This is a genomic window from Algoriphagus yeomjeoni, assembly GCF_049821175.1.
Classification (GTDB): Bacteria; Bacteroidota; Bacteroidia; order Cytophagales; family Cyclobacteriaceae; genus Algoriphagus; species Algoriphagus yeomjeoni_A.
The window spans coordinates 2,595,507-2,613,525 of sequence record NZ_CP187512.1 but is presented as its reverse complement, the minus strand read 5'-3'; the positions used below and the strand labels follow the sequence as shown (position 1 = coordinate 2,613,525).

Annotated in this window: 19 protein-coding genes and 1 riboswitch; of the genes, 12 read left to right on the top strand and 7 right to left on the bottom strand. The window is 40.9% G+C overall.

Annotated features, from left to right (window positions below; genetic code table 11):
- The 3 genes from ACPUEN_RS10305 (at window position 1) to ACPUEN_RS10295 (ending at window position 2,363) form a co-directional block, all read left to right on the top strand.
- The gene (locus ACPUEN_RS10305) at window positions 1-633 is read left to right on the top strand and encodes an ABC transporter ATP-binding protein (RefSeq protein WP_425635802.1); all 633 of its coding nucleotides are present in this window, start codon (window positions 1-3) and stop codon (window positions 631-633) included.
- Entirely contained in the window at window positions 630-1,895 is a 1,266-nt protein-coding gene (locus ACPUEN_RS10300; protein WP_425635801.1) for an ABC transporter permease, read from the top strand. Before ACPUEN_RS10305 ends, ACPUEN_RS10300 begins: the two co-directional genes overlap by 4 nt.
- A gap of 66 nt (window positions 1,896-1,961) precedes the next feature.
- Window positions 1,962-2,363 carry a hypothetical protein gene (locus tag ACPUEN_RS10295; RefSeq protein WP_425640181.1) on the top strand — a complete coding sequence of 134 codons (402 nt, stop codon included), beginning with the start codon at window positions 1,962-1,964 and terminating at the stop codon, window positions 2,361-2,363.
- 298 nt (window positions 2,364-2,661) lie between these two features.
- Here the strand turns inward: ACPUEN_RS10295 and ACPUEN_RS10290 are convergent, their stop codons facing one another.
- Window positions 2,662-3,483 carry an aminotransferase class IV gene (locus ACPUEN_RS10290; RefSeq protein WP_425635800.1) on the bottom strand — a complete coding sequence of 274 codons (822 nt, stop codon included), beginning with the start codon at window positions 3,481-3,483 and terminating at the stop codon, window positions 2,662-2,664.
- A gap of 128 nt (window positions 3,484-3,611) precedes the next feature.
- Here ACPUEN_RS10290 and ACPUEN_RS10285 point away from each other — a divergent pair, with 128 nt between their 5' ends.
- Window positions 3,612-4,031 (top strand): hypothetical protein, encoded by a 420-nt coding sequence (locus ACPUEN_RS10285; RefSeq protein ID WP_425635799.1) that lies wholly within the window; start codon window positions 3,612-3,614, stop codon window positions 4,029-4,031.
- Here ACPUEN_RS10285 and ACPUEN_RS10280 read toward each other — a convergent pair whose 3' ends face one another.
- The 3 genes from ACPUEN_RS10280 to ACPUEN_RS10270 are packed head-to-tail and all read right to left on the bottom strand — an operon-like array spanning window position 4,032 to window position 5,661.
- The gene (locus ACPUEN_RS10280) at window positions 4,032-4,472 is read right to left on the bottom strand and encodes a c-type cytochrome (RefSeq protein WP_111610891.1); all 441 of its coding nucleotides are present in this window, start codon (window positions 4,470-4,472) and stop codon (window positions 4,032-4,034) included.
- Window positions 4,472-5,113 carry an SCO family protein gene (locus tag ACPUEN_RS10275; protein ID WP_111610937.1) on the bottom strand — a complete coding sequence of 214 codons (642 nt, stop codon included), beginning with the start codon at window positions 5,111-5,113 and terminating at the stop codon, window positions 4,472-4,474. The genes ACPUEN_RS10280 and ACPUEN_RS10275 overlap by 1 nt, the downstream gene beginning before the upstream one ends.
- Window positions 5,114-5,127: 14 nt before the next feature.
- Window positions 5,128-5,661 carry a CopD family protein gene (locus tag ACPUEN_RS10270; RefSeq protein WP_425635798.1) on the bottom strand — a complete coding sequence of 178 codons (534 nt, stop codon included), beginning with the start codon at window positions 5,659-5,661 and terminating at the stop codon, window positions 5,128-5,130.
- 53 nt (window positions 5,662-5,714) lie between these two features.
- Between ACPUEN_RS10270 and ACPUEN_RS10265 the strand changes: the two genes are divergently transcribed.
- From ACPUEN_RS10265 to ACPUEN_RS10255, 3 genes are read left to right on the top strand one after another with little or no spacing between them, the layout of a single operon-like run.
- Window positions 5,715-6,122 (top strand): hypothetical protein, encoded by a 408-nt coding sequence (locus tag ACPUEN_RS10265; protein ID WP_425635797.1) that lies wholly within the window; start codon window positions 5,715-5,717, stop codon window positions 6,120-6,122.
- A complete protein-coding gene (meaB, locus tag ACPUEN_RS10260) occupies window positions 6,119-7,117 on the top strand; it encodes a methylmalonyl Co-A mutase-associated GTPase MeaB (RefSeq protein ID WP_425635796.1) in 999 nt (332 codons plus the stop codon). The genes ACPUEN_RS10265 and meaB overlap by 4 nt, the downstream gene beginning before the upstream one ends.
- Complete coding sequence (locus ACPUEN_RS10255; RefSeq protein WP_425635795.1) at window positions 7,118-7,867, top strand: PdaC/SigV domain-containing protein; 750 nt, start codon at window positions 7,118-7,120, stop codon at window positions 7,865-7,867. It abuts the gene before it with no gap.
- Between the two features lie 7 nt (window positions 7,868-7,874).
- Here the strand turns inward: ACPUEN_RS10255 and ACPUEN_RS10250 are convergent, their stop codons facing one another.
- The 3 genes from ACPUEN_RS10250 to ACPUEN_RS10240 all read right to left on the bottom strand — a co-directional run bounded on the left by ACPUEN_RS10250 (window position 7,875) and on the right by ACPUEN_RS10240 (window position 12,127).
- Window positions 7,875-8,993, bottom strand: coding sequence for an ATP-binding protein (locus ACPUEN_RS10250; protein WP_111610896.1), 1,119 nt, complete (start codon window positions 8,991-8,993; stop codon window positions 7,875-7,877).
- Window positions 8,994-9,224: 231 nt separating this feature from the next.
- Complete coding sequence (locus tag ACPUEN_RS10245) at window positions 9,225-10,274, bottom strand: YncE family protein (RefSeq protein ID WP_425635794.1); 1,050 nt, start codon at window positions 10,272-10,274, stop codon at window positions 9,225-9,227.
- Window positions 10,271-12,127: a TonB-dependent receptor gene (locus ACPUEN_RS10240; RefSeq protein ID WP_425635793.1), complete on the bottom strand. Its 1,857-nt coding sequence runs from the start codon at window positions 12,125-12,127 to the stop codon at window positions 10,271-10,273. The genes ACPUEN_RS10245 and ACPUEN_RS10240 overlap by 4 nt, the downstream gene beginning before the upstream one ends.
- 113 nt (window positions 12,128-12,240) lie before the next feature.
- Window positions 12,241-12,454: riboswitch (cobalamin riboswitch) on the bottom strand.
- A gap of 30 nt (window positions 12,455-12,484) precedes the next feature.
- On the opposite strand from ACPUEN_RS10240, the gene ACPUEN_RS10235 reads away from it, so the two are divergent.
- The 5 genes from ACPUEN_RS10235 to ACPUEN_RS10215 all read left to right on the top strand — a co-directional run bounded on the left by ACPUEN_RS10235 (window position 12,485) and on the right by ACPUEN_RS10215 (window position 18,010).
- The gene (locus ACPUEN_RS10235) at window positions 12,485-13,714 is read left to right on the top strand and encodes an ABC transporter substrate-binding protein (protein ID WP_425635792.1); all 1,230 of its coding nucleotides are present in this window, start codon (window positions 12,485-12,487) and stop codon (window positions 13,712-13,714) included.
- Window positions 13,701-14,732, top strand: coding sequence for an iron chelate uptake ABC transporter family permease subunit (locus ACPUEN_RS10230; RefSeq protein WP_425635791.1), 1,032 nt, complete (start codon window positions 13,701-13,703; stop codon window positions 14,730-14,732). The genes ACPUEN_RS10235 and ACPUEN_RS10230 overlap by 14 nt, the downstream gene beginning before the upstream one ends.
- 3 nt (window positions 14,733-14,735) lie before the next feature.
- Complete coding sequence (locus ACPUEN_RS10225) at window positions 14,736-15,698, top strand: ABC transporter ATP-binding protein (protein WP_425635790.1); 963 nt, start codon at window positions 14,736-14,738, stop codon at window positions 15,696-15,698.
- Window positions 15,699-15,833: 135 nt separating this feature from the next.
- Complete coding sequence (locus tag ACPUEN_RS10220; RefSeq protein ID WP_425635789.1) at window positions 15,834-17,318, top strand: DUF5687 family protein; 1,485 nt, start codon at window positions 15,834-15,836, stop codon at window positions 17,316-17,318.
- Window positions 17,315-18,010, top strand: a complete 696-nt coding sequence (locus ACPUEN_RS10215; RefSeq protein ID WP_425635788.1) for an ABC transporter ATP-binding protein — start codon at window positions 17,315-17,317, stop codon at window positions 18,008-18,010. Before ACPUEN_RS10220 ends, ACPUEN_RS10215 begins: the two co-directional genes overlap by 4 nt.
- Window positions 18,011-18,019: the final 9 nt, after the last annotated feature.

The following is an 18,019-nucleotide window of genomic DNA, read 5'->3' as shown; positions in this document are numbered from 1 at the left end:
ATGCTCTTTGAGTCAAAAAACATAGAATACAAGCATCCTGGACAACAGAAATTGATTTTCCCCGATATCTCTTTAGAAGCAGGCGAATGTCTTTTGGTGCTAGGGAAATCTGGTTCTGGGAAAACTACCTTGTTGAATTTACTTGCTGGATTACTCAAACCTGAGACAGGAGAAATAAAATTGTCAGGTAAGAATTTGGCTAGTTTGAAAGGGCAGGAGTTGGACTTGTTTCGTGGGAAGGAAATAGGAATCGTATTCCAAAAACCACATCTTTTAGCAGCTCTAAATGTGAAAGAGAATCTCCAAATGGCTCACTTTTTCGGTAAGAAAAAGGGGCAGAATCTTAAGGACCTACTTGGGGAATTGGGGCTGGCGACAAAAGCTAAATCTTCAGTATTAACATTGAGTGAGGGAGAAGCTCAGCGTGTTTCAATTGCTAGAGCGCTTGCAAATAGCCCGAAATTAATTCTGGCTGATGAGCCAACTTCCAGCTTAGATGATGAAAATACTGAGATAGTCATTAACCTTCTCAAGACTCAAGCTGCCAAGATCGGTGCGGCTTTAATTATTGTCACTCATGACCAACGTGTAAAGGCTCATATTCCAAATTTTGTAGAAGTGAAAGCGGCATGAATTTATTTAAACTAAGTTGGAAATATTTGACTTTCAGACCACTTTCTACAGGGTTGAATGTGTTTTTACTTGCTCTTGGATTGGCTATCATTACGGTGCTGTTACTTATCCAAGATCAATTTGAAAAGAAAATGAACCAGGATGCAGCCGGAATTGACTTGGTTGTAGGAGCAAAGGGAAGCCCGTTGCAATTGATTCTCGCTGGTGTGTATCACATTGATTTTCCTACCGGAAATATCCCAATGGAAGAAGCACAAAAGCTTTCGAGAAATAGATTGGTGAAAAATATTATCCCAATGGCTTTGGGAGATAATTACCTAGGTTTTAGAATCGTCGGGACGAATCACGATTATCCAGCGCTTTATGAAACTCAACTTCACAGTGGTGTGCTTTGGGCTAAACCGTTTGAGGTGGTGTTGGGAGCAGAAGTAGCCGAGAAAGCAGGTTATTCAGTAGGTGATGAGTTCGTGGGAAGTCATGGCATTAGTGTTGGAAGTCATGAGCATGAGGCGAATAAATTCAAAGTTGTTGGGGTATTGAATAGAAAAGGCAATGTACTCGATCGATTGATCCTTACTAGTGTGGAATCTATTTGGTACACCCATGACGAAGGATCAGAAGTAAATGCGGGGGATTCAACAATGAATCATATGGAACATCAGCAAATGAGCCTTTCCGATTCAGTTGCTGTAAAAGGCTTTCCAAAGACCACCGAATCCAGAGATCTAACCACCCTATTGATCCAATATAGAAATCCCATGGCGGCTATTCAGCTCCCGCGATTGATCAATTCAGGGACTTCTATGCAGGCTGCTTCTCCTTCTTTTGAGATGTCCAGATTATTCGAATTACTTGGTGTTGGAATTACTTTACTTCAGGGACTTGCAGTGGTGATAATTGGTATTTCTGGATTGGGGATTTTCATTGCGCTATTTAACTCACTTAAAGAGAGGAAATATGACCTGGCGATTTTACGAGCAATTGGAGCGTCGAGAGCTCAACTGTTACTCCTGATTTTCTTAGAAGGGATTATGCTAACCTTTATGGGTGCAATTCTCGGGATTTTATTAGGGCATTCCTTTCTTTCGGTAATTATTTCTCAGAATGAGCAAGGCGTTGTTGCTTCTCTTCAGCCATGGGTTTTCCTCAAACAAGAACTTTGGATAGTAGTTTATGCGTTAGTGGTTGGAGTTTTGGCTTCGATTATCCCAGCATTTGCAGCTTATCAAACAAGTATTGCAAAGCAATTGACAAAGGCTTAACTAGCGGCTGATTTAAAACCCGAATATATGAGAAAGTTAAAAATAGCCGTTCTGGCAGTTGTACTGATGATTTTGGGACAGGTGCCTCTTTTGGCACAAAGCACCAATGTATGGAAAAACCTCTCTGAGGTAACCTATAAAATTTCTGAAGATGAATATGGTGAGCTCTATGTTCCTGTCTTTTCCGAAAATATCACCAAAATGGAAGGTAAAGTAGTGGAGGCTGATGGCTACATTATTCCTTTTGAGGGAATGTTCAAGCCGGAGCATATTATTCTTTCCAGTTTGCCTTTGGCAGAATGCTTCTTCTGCGGATCTGGCGGTCCGGAAACTGTGATGGAAGTAGATATGGCTTCGCCCATCAAATACACTTCCAATAGAGTTCGAGTTCGAGGTACACTTACTCTAAATAGTAAAGATCCTGAGAAACTCATGTACATTATGAAGAACGCAACACTGGTGAATTAAGCGAGATAGATTCTCTGGTCTGTACTTCAATAAAAGAGCAAACAAACTGCCTTTTTTACCATAAAGTGACAAAAGGACCAAAGTCTAACTAATATATGTTTTGCAGATGAAGTGATCGCATTTCTATGTTTTTCTATGTGACTATATAGTTAAATGTTTTATGACCATATAGGATCATAGATTTCATAGTTTTCCTCGCTACGATCATTGCTTATTTCCAATCTCAGATTTGTTTATTAAAAGATATTAGTCTTTTAATTAAGACTAAACCTTTCAATATTCTGACTTCATTTCTATTCTAGAAACAAATCTCCTTTTCCAACTCGCGGAATTTCTCCAACAATCCAAGGGACACAGACCCAGGTTTTCCGGTCCCTATTTCGTGCTCATCGATTTGAGTTACTGGAAGCAAGACCTTGGTGGTACTGGTGATAAAAGCCTCGTCAGCATTCAAAGCCTCCTGCATACTAATAGGCCTGATTTGCACATGACCAGCCAAGTCTATTACATTCTTTCGTGTAATTCCCATCAGCACATGCAAGTCTGGAGTACTAATAATCCCATCCTTTACGATGAAGAAATTGCTTCGGGAACTCTCGCTTAGTATGCCGTTCATATGATAGATTACATCTTCAGCGCCTGCATCTTTCCACCGGATGCTGTCCCAAACGGGGTATGCATAATTCGTTGTTTTGATTTCGGCGATAGGGCGTACATACTCCAGAGAGAGTAATTTGATGCCTTTGTCATATTTTTCCTGAGCAGGGAAAATCAGTGATTCTGCGAAGATAAATAGCTTTCCTTTGGCAGGTGAAAAGTGATTTGGAGAAACGCCACCACTTAGCACCATTCGAATTCCTCCTTCTTTCAAATTGTTTTTCTCAATCAATTCGTGGATTATAGCCCTTAACTCTGCTCGGGAATAATCCAACGGAAGAAAGGTTTTCTCAGCAGATGCCAAAAATCTATCCAAGTAACTTTCGAGAAAAAGAGGTTTAAAGTTAACTGTTCGGAAAAAATCAAAAATCCCGTAGCCTCGAATTAGCCCTAGGTCCATAGGATGTAAGGTGGCTTTTTCTGAGGAGATAATTTGCCCATCGGCAAAGCAAAATGGTTTCATTCTTTTCTAGTTTAAGAGCATCTAAAAATAATAGCTTAAGCTGAATAAATCACCTTCTATTATGATCTTACTTTATACCACTATTTATAGATTTAATAGTAACTTTACGGCCTAATATTATAGTATTTATGAAGCGTACAATTCTATTTTTAATTTTCTCCTCATTTTTATTGGTAAAAGCTTGTGGCCCAAAGAGTCCAAGTGAGAATGAAATACTTCGTGAAGAAGTAATTGCCGTTCATGATGAAGTTATGCCAAAAATGGGTAATCTGAAATCTTTGGAAAGAAGAGCTCTAGAAAAAGTAGGTGAACTCGAGAAAGGAAGTCCTCAAGATTCAGCTAAAATCCAAGAATATAAAGCACTTGCCTACGATCTGAATCATGCACATGAAGCCATGTTCAAGTGGATGCGTCAATATGAGCCTAAGGATGGAGAACAATCACCTGAAGAGATTAAACAGTATCTGGAAGAGCAAATGGTCCTTGTATCTGCTGTCAATGTAGAAATGAAAGAGGTGTTAGCAAAAGCCGATGAACTTCTGAATTAATTAAAATTCAGGCTTTTCCTGAAGGTATTTCTCCACCTGCTTTGAAGTGATTTTCCCTTCATTCATTCCCCAGATATTATATAAGTAGGTACTTATCTGTGAAATCTCTAAAGGAGTAAGTTTTGGGCTTGCTGGCATGGGTTGATTATAAACTTGCCCATTCACCATTATTTCACCTTCCTGCCCATATTTCATAATCCAAACAGTTCGGTGAATACTTTCTTTGAAATAATCTGAATCTTTTATTGGGGGGATTAAATTACCCAAACCCAGACCGTCTGCCTGATGGCAATTCCCGCAGTGGTTTTCGTAGATAGTTTTTCCTTCCACAGCATATTTCATTACTTCGGGATCTTCTATTTGTGCCAGTGTATTCTCTTCATTGGAGCTTTTGGGACTACATGCTGCCGCAAAAAATAGTAGTATTAGAAATCTCTTCATTACTCCAAAAGCTTTGGGATATCAGAAATTAACTTATCTACTTGATCAGCCTTGGTGCCGTCATAAACACCCCTAATGTGCCCCGCATCATCAATAAGTAGAAAAGCGCCCGAGTGAAGAAATCCACCTGCTTCGTTCTGATCAACTTGGGCAGTGGTAATGTAACTAGTTTGTCCAAGTTCGTAGATTTTCTCAGCCTCTCCGGTAAGAAAATTCCATGTTTTTGCATCTTCAATTCCCAGTTTCTGAGCATAATCTTTTAGCACCTCGACTGTATCGTGATTAGGGTCAATGGTATGGCTCAGAATCTTAAAATTTGGATTGTCACCGAATTTCTCATACACACGAATCATTTCTTTTTTCATGATCGGGCAGATCGTTGGGCAAGTAGTGAAGAAGAAATCCGCTACATAAACTTTACCATCTACAGATGCATTAGTGATGGTTTCTCCTTCTTGATTTGTAAATGAAAAGTCTGCAATCGTATGATAAACTGTGTCCTGAACGAGCTTCCCATCTACAGTTTTTTCATCCACATGCCAGTTGCCAAGTTTTGGAAGTGGTGTGTTCTTTTCTCCGGCAGGTTTGCATTGAGAAAATAGAATTGAAATAATAAGAAGGGAGAAGATTGAAAACTTCATTTTCACAGAATTCATTAGCTTTTTCTAAATTTTTTGTAGAGTCTGATGGCGAGCATCAGGCTTACTCCAAGTGTGATTAATCCAGCCAAACCCCAAACCATGCTCAAAGTGCTTTTCAATACAATCAAAAATACAATAGCAAAGAGTAAAATCGTGGACGCCTCGTTCCATATCCTCAACTGTGTTGAGGTCCATCTGGTTCGACCAGCTTGCAATTCTTTGAAGAGTTTGTGACACCAGCCATGGTAGCAGTACAATAAGAAGACGAATGCTAATTTTGCATGCATAAAAGGCAGCTGCAAGAACTCCAAGCGGTAGGTCAATACTAAAGTCCCAAAAATCAAAGTGAGCACGGCAGAGGGCCAGGTGATGATGTACCAAAGGCGGGAGGCCATCAGGTCTAACTGAGGTTTGAGGATCAATCGCTCGGCCTCTGGGCGTTCCATTGCTTCAGTCTGATAGATGAATAATCGGACGATATAGAATAGCCCTGCAAACCAGGTGACTACAAAAATGATATGAAGTGCTTTGAGGTACTCGAAGGTCATTCTCGGGATTTTCGGCTAAATTAAGGCCTAATCTTTATAACCGCACCTTAATTTTGAAAAGCTCTAAAATCATTTTCTGGATTATCACCCTTATCGTGATTGGACTTGTAGTTTACATCTCCATGGCTTCACTCTCTCAGCCAGGAATGGAGCGATTCGATGGGAAATACAAAGAGCTGTCGACGTTTAGAAATGAAAACAATACCGGTCCGGTGGTGCGGATATATGCGGTAAAGGCTCTGGATAGTTCGAAGGAATGGATGCGGGAATACGGAGATGCGATGCCACATACGAAATATGGACGTACAGTCGTGTTCTTTTTCAATGATGGGATAGATCAGGAGATCAAGCTGTCTCCGACCGATCCATATTTCACTCAAGGCATGCAACCTTATGTGATTGCTACGTACCAAAAGAGCCCGATGGGGGATGTGAGTTTTACCGAAGGCTATCCAAAATGAGAAAACGTTTCACGCTACAGGAATACAAAGAAGGGGTTCTCTCTGGGGATAGAACGAAGCTTAGCCAAGCGATTACCTTGGCGGAAAGCTCCCTGGAAAGTGACTTAGCATTGGCATCTGATTTGGTGCAAGAAGTTTTACCTCATACTGGGAAATCAATCAGAATTGGAATCACAGGAGTTCCTGGAGTTGGGAAAAGCACCTTTATAGAGGCTTTCGGTCAGTTGCTTATAGAAGCAGGTAAATCTGTAGCTGTTTTGGCAGTGGATCCTTCCAGCCAAAAAAGCAAAGGGAGTATTCTTGGGGATAAAACCCGGATGGAAAAATTGGCTGGAGATAAGCGAGCATTCATTCGCCCTAGCCCAACGGGCAATACCCTAGGTGGTGTTAGTTCCAAAACAAGGGAAGCTATGCTGCTTTGTGAGGCAGCAGGTTTTGATGTGATTCTTGTAGAAACGGTGGGAGTGGGGCAGTCCGAAACTGCTGTAAAAAGCATGGTTGACTTCTTTCTTTTGCTGATGCTAGCTGGTGCTGGAGATGAGCTGCAGGGAATCAAAAAAGGAATTATGGAAATGGCTGACGGCGTCGTAATTCATAAAGCTGATGGCGATAATCAAACGAGTGCCAAGAAAGCAAAATCATCTTATGAAAATGCCCTTCACCTATTCCCTCTTGGAGAAAATAACTGGTCAACTCCAGTGATCACGGCATCTTCATTGAATGGGGAAGGTTTGATGGAAATTTGGGAAATGATTCTAGACTTTGAAAGCAAAATGCTTAGGTCAGGCTTTTGGGAGTCAAATCGTGCTGAGCAGAGGTTGAACTGGCTAGATGAAAACCTACAATTTTTACTTAGTAAATTCTTTTTGGAACATCAGCAAGTCCAGAAAATGCTCACTCAAAATCGTTCGCGAGTTGAAAATGGAGAGCTCAGTCCATTGGCTTTGGCGAGGGATTTGATAAGTACTTTTTTTCATTCCAACCAAAAACTATAAATGAAATACCTGCTAATTATATTTTTATTCCTAGGTGTAGCTTGTGGAAGACCAACACAAGATGAAGAGCAAATCGTGGAGGATATTAGTTTCAGCACAAAAACCTTTACTTCTGAAAGGTGTAGTGATGATAATTGTGCCAAGGTTGAATTGAGTTGGCCAATCGCTGAAAATGTACCGGCGGCTTCTACAATCAATGAAGAAATAGAGCATCAATTGCTTGCTTACTTTCAACAAGATAAAACCTATGATAACCTGGATTCTGCCGCCAATGATTATCTGACTTCTTTCGAAAATTTCATTAACGATTTTCCAGATGCTCCTGGAGGATGGGCGGTTGAGTTGGACGTAGAGAAAAGCTATGAATCGGACAGTACGTTGAGTTTTAAATTTAGCGAATACAATTTCTCTGGCGGAGCTCATCCAAATTCCAGTGTTTATTATATGAATTTCGATAAGCAAACGGGAGAGTACTTAAGCTTTGATCGAGTAGTTTTGGATCAGGATAAAATGCTGGAATTGGCAGAAACTGCTTTCAGAAAATATCATGAGGTGGAACAAGGAAAATCATTAGAAGAAGCAGGGTTCTTTTTGCCTGAAACTGGTTTTTTTCTTCCCAACGCAATCGGGTACAAGGATGGGAAGTTTGTACTGACTTACATACCTTATGAAATAGGTCCGTATGTGCTGGGATATACGGACCTTGAATTTGAATTGAACGAGTTAGAAGGGATTGTTAGGCAGAAGTGATGGGGTTTTAGAGGATGAATTCTCTGAAATTTTCCCTGTGAACTAAATTGTAATCAGCTGTGTAAGTCTCTTTGAATGCAGAAGGAATTGAGAATTTTGCATCTGGATTCCACTTGAATTCAAAGGCTTTCAATTTCCCGTCTTTTTCTTCGAGATAGTCCAGCTCCTGTTGGTTTTTGGTACGCCAAAAATAGCTGTTGACTTTTATTCCCTGATATTCTAGATACTTCAGTCTTTCGGACATCAGAAAATTTTCCCAAAGCGCTCCAATATCGTTTCTTAAGGCAAGTGGTTGAAGGTTTTTGATTAGTGCATTCCGGACTCCGTTATCATAGAAATAGATTTTCTTATTCATCTTTATTTCTTTGCGAAGATTTCTGCTGAAAGTTCCCATGCGATAGATCACATAGGCTTGTTCGAGGAGATCTATATAGCTAATGACGGTTTTTACATCGATCTGCAATGATCTGGAAAGTTCATTGTAAGACACTTCGCTCCCCATCTGAAAAGCCAAAAGTTGCAAAAGGCGGAAGATTACATCCTGTTTTTTGATGATCCCCAAAGCCAACACATCTTTATAAAGATAGCTTTCTGTTAATTCATACAGTAGATTTTCTTGATCAGCTACATTGGTGATTATTTCTGGATAAAAGCCGTAAACCAGCCGGTTAGGCAGATCCTGTTCTGCGGCGACATATCCTACGGTTTGCTCGAATTCTTTCCAGCTGATAGGATAAAGATGAAAGGTCACTTTTCTCCCAGTAAGGGGCTCTTGAGTTAATCCTGATAGCTCGAAAGAAGATGATCCGCTCAGGATCAATCTCACTTCCGACATTTGATCATGGATTATCTTTGCAGTAATTCCTATATTTTCGATCCGCTGAGCTTCGTCAATAAACACATAGTTGTATTCAGCAATGATCGATTTGATCTGCATTGTGTTAGGTGTATCTAACAATCGTCTGGTAGTTGGGTCATCCCCGTCTAGAAATAGATAATCCTTTCCAGCTAGCAAATCATAAATTAGGGTAGTTTTCCCTACTTGTCTGGGACCTATCAGTATAATCACTTTCTTGTCCTGTAGCTTTGCTGAAAGGTTATGAAAATGAATTCTATTAAATTTCATGCTCAAATATAGACTTTTATGGAATATAATCCATAAAAGTCCGTCCTTTTATGGAATAAAATCCACAAAAAGCCGTCTTTTTATGGGTTTGAATTTTAGTAATTTAGAATTTAAAGCGAAAAAGCCACTGAGAAATCAATCTTAGCGGCTTTTTCACCTAGTTACATCGTAAGAAAGTTTGTTTTATCAGAGACTAATTTTCCAATCTTCCAATTTTAAAATCTTCCAACCTTAATAAACCAAGAACCCAGAGGGGCCTCTGCCTGCCTCAAAAGTTCTGATCACAGAACCAGTTTCAGAAAGAACAGTTACCGTTCCATTACCTTGGAATCCATTGGAATTGGAAACATAAACTTGATCCAAGTTATGGTCGTAACCAATTCCGTAGAGCCCTGATCCTGTCATTAATTCAGTGAAAGTAGCAGAGCTTCCTTCTATGTCAATGTTAACCACAGCATCATTGTAATCTGGCCATCCAGAGCTAGTCAAAACATACATTTCGTCATCTCCGTCGAATGCAATCCTGCTAGTAGCATTAGCGACAGGCACAGTGTATGTATTTCCTAAAGTCAAGCTGCTCAGATTTACGGTATAGAAAATCACTTCATCGGTTGCCACTGCATAGATCCAAAGCACATTACCTACAGCATAAAACTGTTTTGGAGATGCTTCCAAGTCAATTGTTGAGACCACCACTTCCTGAGTTGCGTCGATGATTTCGATTTTGTTTTCTTCAGAACCAGCTACGATGATGAAATTGCCATGTGAGAAAAGATCCTCAGGCTTGTTCGAGACTTCGATTTTCTTTGAAACGACTCCACCGTCAAGTCCATTTACCACGGCTACATAAGAATCTGGCGTAGCATAGCTAGCATTATAAGGACCATAATCACTGATGAAAAGCTTACTTCCGTTCACAGCTAAAGATCTTGGTTGGTCCAATTCTGCAGAAACTGCCCCTAAACTTTTGAAGTCAGCTGGATTGACTATTTCTACTTTTCCGGTGTTTGCCACCAAGTATAATCTATCTGCCTCAAGCACTATGTCTTCTAATAAGCCAGCAAATGGACGAAGATTTTCAGCTTCAAAAATATTAGGTAGAAGTTCTTCCGTATTTTGATTTAAATGATAGACTTCTCCATCGTTTGTTCCAAAGTTCCCTTCGTTCATGATCAGGATACCGTTGTCGTATTTGCCTAGTGGCTTTTCTTCTCCGCTATCAGAGCAGGCAAAAGAGACAGAGATCAGGGCAGAAGCCCATAGTAGTTGGTTTAGTTTCATATTGTTATAGATAAGTTAAATTGAAAAGATCTTCCCGGCATGGCTCTGAGATAGAGCACTTGGTAGTCGGTGTCAAAAACATTATTGATTTGAAAACTTAGAGGAACTTGCAGCATTCCGATCTCAAGTTGGTCGTAGGCAAGTCCGAAATTGAAAAGCTGAAATGAAGGCATCATGCGAGGATTGTCAGCTGTGACAGATCGCTCTCCTACATAAAATGTGCTTGCAATAGCTGAGTAACCGTTCTTCTCGATTCTGATTTTTGCGTTAGCCTGATGCTGGGGCGTATAGGGCAATTGCTTGCTGACAGACTGATCATTTTCGTCGGTTCCTTTGGTGGTTACTGCTTTGGAGTAAGTGTAAGAGGTCGTCAATTCCCAATTCCAAAGCCCAAAAGTTCCATCTAAACTTCCTTGATATTCTACACCTTGGTTGCTGACCTTTTTGATGTTTTCCGGAGTCCAGAAGCTTCCTTTTGGTAGCCAAATGATCAAGTTATCCACGGACATCTTGTAATAAGTCAGGCTTTGAGTCCAGTTGAGATTCCCTGTTTTATTCCATGTCAAGCCAATTTCTCCGCTCAGACTTTCTTCGGGAAGCAAGTCTGGATTACCTCCAGGATTCCAAAAACGATCATTCAGCGTCGGAACTTTGAAGCCTTTTCCGATAGAAGTTTTAAGTTGTAAGGACTGAGAGTTTCGGTTCCAAAAGCTCCAATCCATTCCAAGGTTAGGAGTAAATGGAGCAAAGGTGCCGGAGTAAATCAACTGCCTAAGGTTCAGTGCAAAAGATAGATTTTCAGAAGGTGAGTATTTTGTGCTTTGATACAATTCGATACGCTCATCACCCGCTAGGTAGGTACTGAGATGACCTTTTGTTAGCGTATATCTGGCGCCAAGTTTCGAAGTCCACTTGGTAGAAATCTCTTGATCCCAATCTCCAGCCAAAAAGTATTGCGTGCTGTTGTTTTGACTGGCATTGAAAAGTTGCTCGTTTCTCACAAACCCAGTTTTCAGATTCCAAAGGGACTTTTTTTCAAAATGGAAGTAATCAATCACTGCCCTAAAAGCCTGATCTTCCTGCTCATCATTTGTTTGTGAACCCATCACAGGCTGAACTTGCCGGTTGGTTTTATTCCACCAAAAAGCTGTTTTCAATTGGTTGTCTTCATTCAGATTCCAAGCCAAATCCTGCACAATTCCGATTTGCTCAAACTGAGCATGATCCTGTTTGACTTCTGGTGTACCATGCTGTCCCAGGTCTTTGTAGGGGAAATTGTTCTTTGAAAACTCTCGATAAACTTTGGTTTTACTACTGAAGTTTTTTGAAGAGAAACCTGCAAAAGCCGAAGAATTAAACATCCCAAAGCTTCCAATCTGCTGAGAAATACCTGCATGAAATCCTTTACCGAATTGTGTTTGAGTTCCTAAATGGATCGATCCGCCTATGGCTTCATTTCCAAAAAGTGCTCCAGCATTTCCAAACTGCAAACTCACTTGATCGATGGCGGAAATAGGCAAAATGGATAAGTCACTTTGCCCGAGCGAGGGACTGTTGATTGGCAGGCCATTCCAAAAAACCGCGGTATGTCCCGCTGAAGTGCCTCGAAAAGATGGGGAAGCGATCATTCCGGCTCCGTATTGCCTGACGAAAACTGGCGATTGCTCCTGAAGAATATCTCCAAGTGAGCGGCCCTGGTAGTCAATCAAGTCCTCTTTTTCCCAGCTCATGACTTTTTGCCCTTGGGCAAAACGATCCAAAGCAGGCGCATAGACCTCCACTTGGTCGAGCTTGACCGTGTCCTGAGTTTGGCTAGGCGCCACAAAAGAAATTGCCCACAAAAGCAAAAACATCCCTGATCGAATTAGTTATAAATCCGATTCAGGCTTAAAGAGAAATGGGAAGAAGGGAACGAGGCCAATAATTCAGCTCTGGTACTTTCTTCATTGCTTTTCCTCCGAAAGCACAGAATCAACAGAAATGGGCAGGTCTCCTGGCTCACCTAATTTGCCGCCTTCTCATCCCGAATTGGTTTCGGAACAATGGCACGGTTGACAAATCATTTGCGGAAAAATCCGCTAGGCTTACAGTTGCGGGGACAGCTTTGGTTTTACACCAAATTCCCTTTTAATCCCAAGAGCTCAGATGCGAGATTGGGAACCTATTTCGGCTGCAAAAGTAGATTGGGAAAGCTTAGAAAAAAAATCTGTTTGCAGAGAAATTTTGGAAGTGGCGAAAAGCCGCGCTTATTTTGGCTTTCAATATCTCCAAGAAATTCTGTGAAAAATCATCCATTTAGGCACTTTGTTACTTCAGTTTTTTTAGCTGTAACCTTTTCTTTTACAGCGTGTAATGATGCTAAAGTAGACAAAGGTGAGAATCCTGAAAAAATAGACTTAAGCTATGCTTCTGGATTTTCCATTTCTAGAGGAAATATTTTTTGGGAGGTGGAAGTTACCCAGGCTTGGACAGGAGCGGATAGAATTTTCAGGTATTTAGTTTTAGAAGAAAATGCAGAAAAACCTGAAGGGAATTATGATGCAATAATTCAACTTCCGGTTGAGAAAATTGTGCTTACTTCTACCACGCAAATCTCACATTTGGACATGCTGAATGTGACTGAAAAGTTGATTGGTTTTCCCAATTTGAATCTGATTTCTTCAGAGAAAACCTGGCAACAAATTGATGCAGGCAAGGTGGAAGATTTGGGAGCTGGACCTTCGGCAAACACCGAAATGGTGATCGATTTGACGCCGGATTGGATCATGATTTCTACGCTGGGAGGTGATCTGAAGTACTTGGATTTGCTGGCTCAGGCGGGGATTCCTGCTGTAATTAACGGGGAATATGTGGAGCAACATCCACTTGGAAGAGCAGAATGGATTAAGTTTACCGGAGTGCTTTTGGGGAAATATGAGGAAGCCAAAGTAGCTTTTGAGCAAGTAGAAAATGACTATTTGGAAGCGGAAAAACTGAGTGCGTCCCTTGCTGATTCTATACGTCCAACAGTGCTTAGTGGCGTGCTTTATCAGGATATTTGGTATGCGCCGGGAAGTGAAAGCTGGGGAGCGAAAATCCTTCAGAATGCTGGTGGAGACTATATTTTCTCAGATCAAAAAGGAACGGGATCTGCTCAATTGAACTATGAATATGTGCTTGAAAATTCCTTAGAGGCTGATTTTTGGATTGGTTCGGCTGATTTTCCAGACTTAGAAACTATGGGTAATGCTGAGCCTAGATATAAAGCTTTTGAAGCTTTCAAAACAGGAAATATTTTTTCTTATACCCAGAAACGAGGTAGAGCAGGAGGGTTGGAGTATTTTGAGTTGGGCTATATGCGACCGGATTTGATTTTGAAAGATCTCATCAAAATCCTTCATCCCGACCTACTTCCAGATTATGAGTTGTATTTTTATCAACAACTCCATGCAAAAAAATAGTCCATTTCTTCTTCTGTCGGCTGCTCTGATTCTGCTGCTTTTCAGTTTCCTATTGAATGTCAGCTTGGGATCGGTATCCATTTCTCCCAGTGAAATCTTGAGTGGGCTATTCACTGGAGAATGGAATAAGGCATCACGGGAGCAGATTATTTTGAATTATAGATTGCCCAAAGCTTTGGTCGCAATCTTAGCTGGAATTGGGCTGAGCATTAGCGGCCTTCAAATGCAGACATTTTTCAGGAATCCGCTTGCAGGACCTTTCGTACTGGGGATTAGTTCAGGTGCAGGATTGGGCGTAGCGATCTTGATGTTGGCCGGTTCAGCATTTGGCTTTGCAGCCTTTGGAGGAGCTATCAACCCCTGGGCCATTGCCATTGCTGGGACTTTAGGCGCAAGTTTGGTCTTGCTCACCGTGAGTCTAGCTGCATGGAAAGTCAAAGATAGCATGACGCTTTTGATCGTAGGATTGATGTTTGGCTCGGCTGTATCGGCGGTTATTTCTGTTCTCTCGTACTTTTCTGGAGCAGAAGCATTGAAGCTATTTACCATTTGGTCCATGGGTAGCCTAGGAGGACTGGTTTGGGATCAGGTTTGGGTGTTAGGTTTGGTGAATGTCATTGGAATTGTACCTGTGATCGCTTCAGTGAAATCATATAATGGAATGCTTCTCGGTGAGAGCTACGCAAAAAGCATGGGGATCAATCCTGATCGCCTGCGTTGGCTGATGATTCTAAGCACAGGTTTGTTGGCTGGAAGTGTTACCGCATTTTGTGGACCGATTGCTTTTATAGGAATCGCAGTTCCTCATCTCGCTAGGATTGTCTGGAAAACTTCAGATCATCGAATTCTTTTTCCGGCGTCCGCATTGATTGGAGCGAGTTTGTTGCTTCTATGTGATGCCGTTGGGCAGTTGCCAGGTTCCGCCCAGACTTTGCCCATTAATGCCGTGACGTCACTCGTTGGAGCTCCGATAGTGATCAGTTTGGTGCTTCGCAAAAACTTCAGCAAGGAATTTTAAGCCATGAGAAAAGCATCAATAATCGGGAGAAATTTAAGCTTGGGTTACACCAAAGGTAAAGTCCAAAAGGAGATTCTTCATGGGTTGGATTTTGAGCTATTTTCCGGCGAAATGACCTGCTTGCTCGGGCCGAATGGCGTAGGGAAATCTACTTTGGTAAAAGCAATTTTAGGTCAATTGAAGCCTTTCAAAGGTGAAGTTTTACTCAAAGGGAAACTTATTTCTGGCTATTCCAATGAGCTACTCTCTAAAGAACTAGCTGTTGTATTAACTGAGCCATTTTTACCAGGAAATATGACTGTGGGGCAATTGGTAGCTATGGGGAGAATTCCGCATACGGGTTGGACGGGAAAACTCGAAGGTAGAGATCGAGAAGTGATTCAAAATGCCCTTTCCGCTACGAAAATAGAATACTTGCGCGATGAGCGACTTTCCGAAATCAGCGACGGTCAGCGACAAAAAGCTTTGATTGCACGTGCGTTAGCTCAGGATGGAAAGGTGATGGTGTTGGATGAGCCAACGGCGCATTTGGACTTGGTAAATCGCTACGAAATCATGCATTTGTTGAGAGAAATCTCCAAAAATCAGGGAAAAGCTATTCTCGTCGTAACTCACGATTTGGAGATTGCTTTGGAAACGGCAGATCGGTTTTGGTTGTTGAATTGTGGAACTCCATTGATTTCTGGCTTGCCTGAGGATTTAGTAATCTCAGGTCAGATCAATCAATTGTTACCAGGAAAGAAATTCCATTTTAGTGTGGAAAAGGGAAGGATTGAGTCTAAGGTTCAAGATTTGAAATTTGAAATTTCAGGTCCCGAGGAGCTCGCTAATTGGATTTCAAAAGCACTTGAAAAGGCTGGGATAAAAGAATTGGCAGGAGCTATTGAGGTTAGCAGAGATCCCTTATTGATTAAATATGCTGGAAGGGAATATAATAGGGTAGAGGAGTTTATTTTGGCTTTGTGACCTTTGAGGTTTAGAAAACCTCGAAGGTCTCTAAATCCCTTCAAAATTCATTTATTACATAGTGGGCCTATGATTGAAGGATCTTTTCCCTATATTTTGAGTTCAAATTATACCCCGACTTACTTTTAATTTTATATGTTATTTGAACTGGTTCGACTGGAATTCCTAAAAAGTTTCCGATCCACATCATTTGCCAAAAGCGTAATGGTTGCCATTTTCCTAGGCTTTCTGGCGATTATGCTCCTAGGGTATTTGCTGATGGCTGGGATATTTCTAAGTAGGATTTTGGGTGAAATTGCTGAAGGACAAGACCCTATAGAGGTTCTGAATTCAGGCTTAATCTTCTTTTTTCTGGTGGAATTCATGTATAGATATTTCCTCCAGAAACTGCCCGTAATAGAGTTGGAAAGCCTGCTACATCTGCCTATTTCCAAAAAGAAAATTATGCATATGTTACTAGGGAGATCATTTTTCTCTCCATTAAGCATTATTGCTTTAATACTCTTTAGTCCATTCGCATTCACAGAAATTTCTATGCAATATGGAGTTCAAGGAGCTATTTCTTGGCTGGGGACTATCCTATTTATCAGCTGGACTTTGCATTGGTTTATGCTGTGGTTCAAGCAGCGATTTGAAGATAGTTTGATTGGAGTAGTGATTGTGTTTGTGATTCTGCTTCTAGGTGGAGGATCTACCTACATGGGGTGGTTTAATCTGGGTGAAATAGTAGCGCCATTCTTCACCTTGGCGATGGGTAGTTTTTTACCATTGGCGATCATGTTAGTTCTATGTTTTGTAGGGTATTACATGGCGTTCTCCTACTATCTCAATAATGCTTATCTAGAAGATTTGGCCAAGGAGGAAGAAGTTAGATTTGTAAATCAGTCAGTTGGTTTCTTTTCAAGATTTGGAATGGCTGGGGAGCTTGCTGACCTGGAATGGAAATTGATAATCCGTCATAAGAAGAGCCGTACTTTCCTGATGCTCAGTGCTTTTTTCTTGCTTTACGGTACTATATTTTATGACAACCCAGCTTATAAGGATGGGCCTATGCAGAACATATTTATTTTCGTAGGAATATTTATTACAGGTATTTTTATGATTCAATATGGTCAACTATTCTTAAGCTGGAACTCCGGATATTTTGACTTTTTTCTTAACCGAAAAGATGGTATTAAAAACTTGGTAAGAGGTAAATACCTCTTGCTTCTATCCATCTCTTTATTGTGTTTTTTATTGTCAATTCCCTATGTGTATTTTGGTTGGTCATTCCTGCTGATTCACCTGGCTACTTTCTTATTTAATGCTGGAGTGATGATTCATTTGATTATTTATCTGGCTCTCTGGAAGCCGAAACCCATGGACCTGAATAAGGGAGCAATGTTCAATTATGAAGGAGTAGGCGCAGCTCAGTTTCTTATGATTATTCCTATGATGGTGGCTCCATATGTAATTTACTTGCCATTTGCCATGTTTTTCAATTTCTACGCTGGGTTAGCTGCTTTAAGCACCGTAGGGGTAATAGGGATTATTTTCTTCAATAAGCTTTCAACTATCAATATTAATCGAGTTTTAGCGAACCGATACGAAATTTCATCTTCATTCCGTCAAGAGTTATGATTCAAGTTATTAATCTGAAAAAACAATATAAAGAAGCCGTGGTCCTGGACGTGGCAAGGCTGGAGATACCAAAATCAGAATGTTTTGGTCTAGTGGGAAACAATGGGGCTGGAAAGACGACCCTTTTTAGGATTATGCTCGATCTGGTTCGTGCCTCTCAGGGAAAAGTGGAAATCGATTCGCGGGACGTGAGTAAATCTGAAGACTGGAAAAGAACAACTGGAGCCTATTTGGATGAGCATATGCTATTGTCTTACCTGACTGCTGATGAGTATTTTCAGACGCTTCGCAAAATATACGGCCTATCTGAGGCCGATTTACAACTTCATCTCGGCAAGTTTACTGAGTTTTTCAACGATGAAATAGTCGGGAAAAAGAAATACATCCGTGACCTATCTAAGGGTAATCTAAAAAAGGTAGGTATAGCGGCAGCCTTAATGGGCAACCCAGAGGTAGTATTCCTGGATGAGCCTTTTGAAAATTTAGATCCAAGTTCTCAGATCCGCTTGAAGAAATTAATTCTTCAAGAGAAGGAAGCATCGCAGGTAACCTTTTTGATTTCCAGCCATGACCTAACTCACGTCACCGAAATTTGTGATCGTATCGTACTGCTTGAAAAAGGTAAAATTATCAATGACCTGAGAGATAAATCAGCGATGCTGACTGAGCTGGATGCTTATTTTACTGGATAAGCGGATTTG

Coding starts and splice junctions, on each gene's coding strand:
- ACPUEN_RS10305 (WP_425635802.1), top strand. CDS start 1: ATGCTCTTTGAGTCAAAAAACATAGAATACAAGCATCCTGGACAACAG.
- ACPUEN_RS10300 (WP_425635801.1), top strand. CDS start 630: ATGAATTTATTTAAACTAAGTTGGAAATATTTGACTTTCAGACCACTT.
- ACPUEN_RS10295 (WP_425640181.1), top strand. CDS start 1,962: ATGATTTTGGGACAGGTGCCTCTTTTGGCACAAAGCACCAATGTATGG.
- ACPUEN_RS10290 (WP_425635800.1), bottom strand. CDS start 3,483: ATGAAACCATTTTGCTTTGCCGATGGGCAAATTATCTCCTCAGAAAAA.
- ACPUEN_RS10285 (WP_425635799.1), top strand. CDS start 3,612: ATGAAGCGTACAATTCTATTTTTAATTTTCTCCTCATTTTTATTGGTA.
- ACPUEN_RS10280 (WP_111610891.1), bottom strand. CDS start 4,472: ATGAAGAGATTTCTAATACTACTATTTTTTGCGGCAGCATGTAGTCCC.
- ACPUEN_RS10275 (WP_111610937.1), bottom strand. CDS start 5,113: ATGAAGTTTTCAATCTTCTCCCTTCTTATTATTTCAATTCTATTTTCT.
- ACPUEN_RS10270 (WP_425635798.1), bottom strand. CDS start 5,661: ATGACCTTCGAGTACCTCAAAGCACTTCATATCATTTTTGTAGTCACC.
- meaB (WP_425635796.1), top strand. CDS start 6,119: ATGAGAAAACGTTTCACGCTACAGGAATACAAAGAAGGGGTTCTCTCT.
- ACPUEN_RS10255 (WP_425635795.1), top strand. CDS start 7,118: ATGAAATACCTGCTAATTATATTTTTATTCCTAGGTGTAGCTTGTGGA.
- ACPUEN_RS10250 (WP_111610896.1), bottom strand. CDS start 8,993: ATGAAATTTAATAGAATTCATTTTCATAACCTTTCAGCAAAGCTACAG.
- ACPUEN_RS10245 (WP_425635794.1), bottom strand. CDS start 10,274: ATGAAACTAAACCAACTACTATGGGCTTCTGCCCTGATCTCTGTCTCT.
- ACPUEN_RS10240 (WP_425635793.1), bottom strand. CDS start 12,127: ATGTTTTTGCTTTTGTGGGCAATTTCTTTTGTGGCGCCTAGCCAAACT.
- ACPUEN_RS10230 (WP_425635791.1), top strand. CDS start 13,701: ATGCAAAAAAATAGTCCATTTCTTCTTCTGTCGGCTGCTCTGATTCTG.
- ACPUEN_RS10225 (WP_425635790.1), top strand. CDS start 14,736: ATGAGAAAAGCATCAATAATCGGGAGAAATTTAAGCTTGGGTTACACC.
- ACPUEN_RS10220 (WP_425635789.1), top strand. CDS start 15,834: ATGTTATTTGAACTGGTTCGACTGGAATTCCTAAAAAGTTTCCGATCC.
- ACPUEN_RS10215 (WP_425635788.1), top strand. CDS start 17,315: ATGATTCAAGTTATTAATCTGAAAAAACAATATAAAGAAGCCGTGGTC.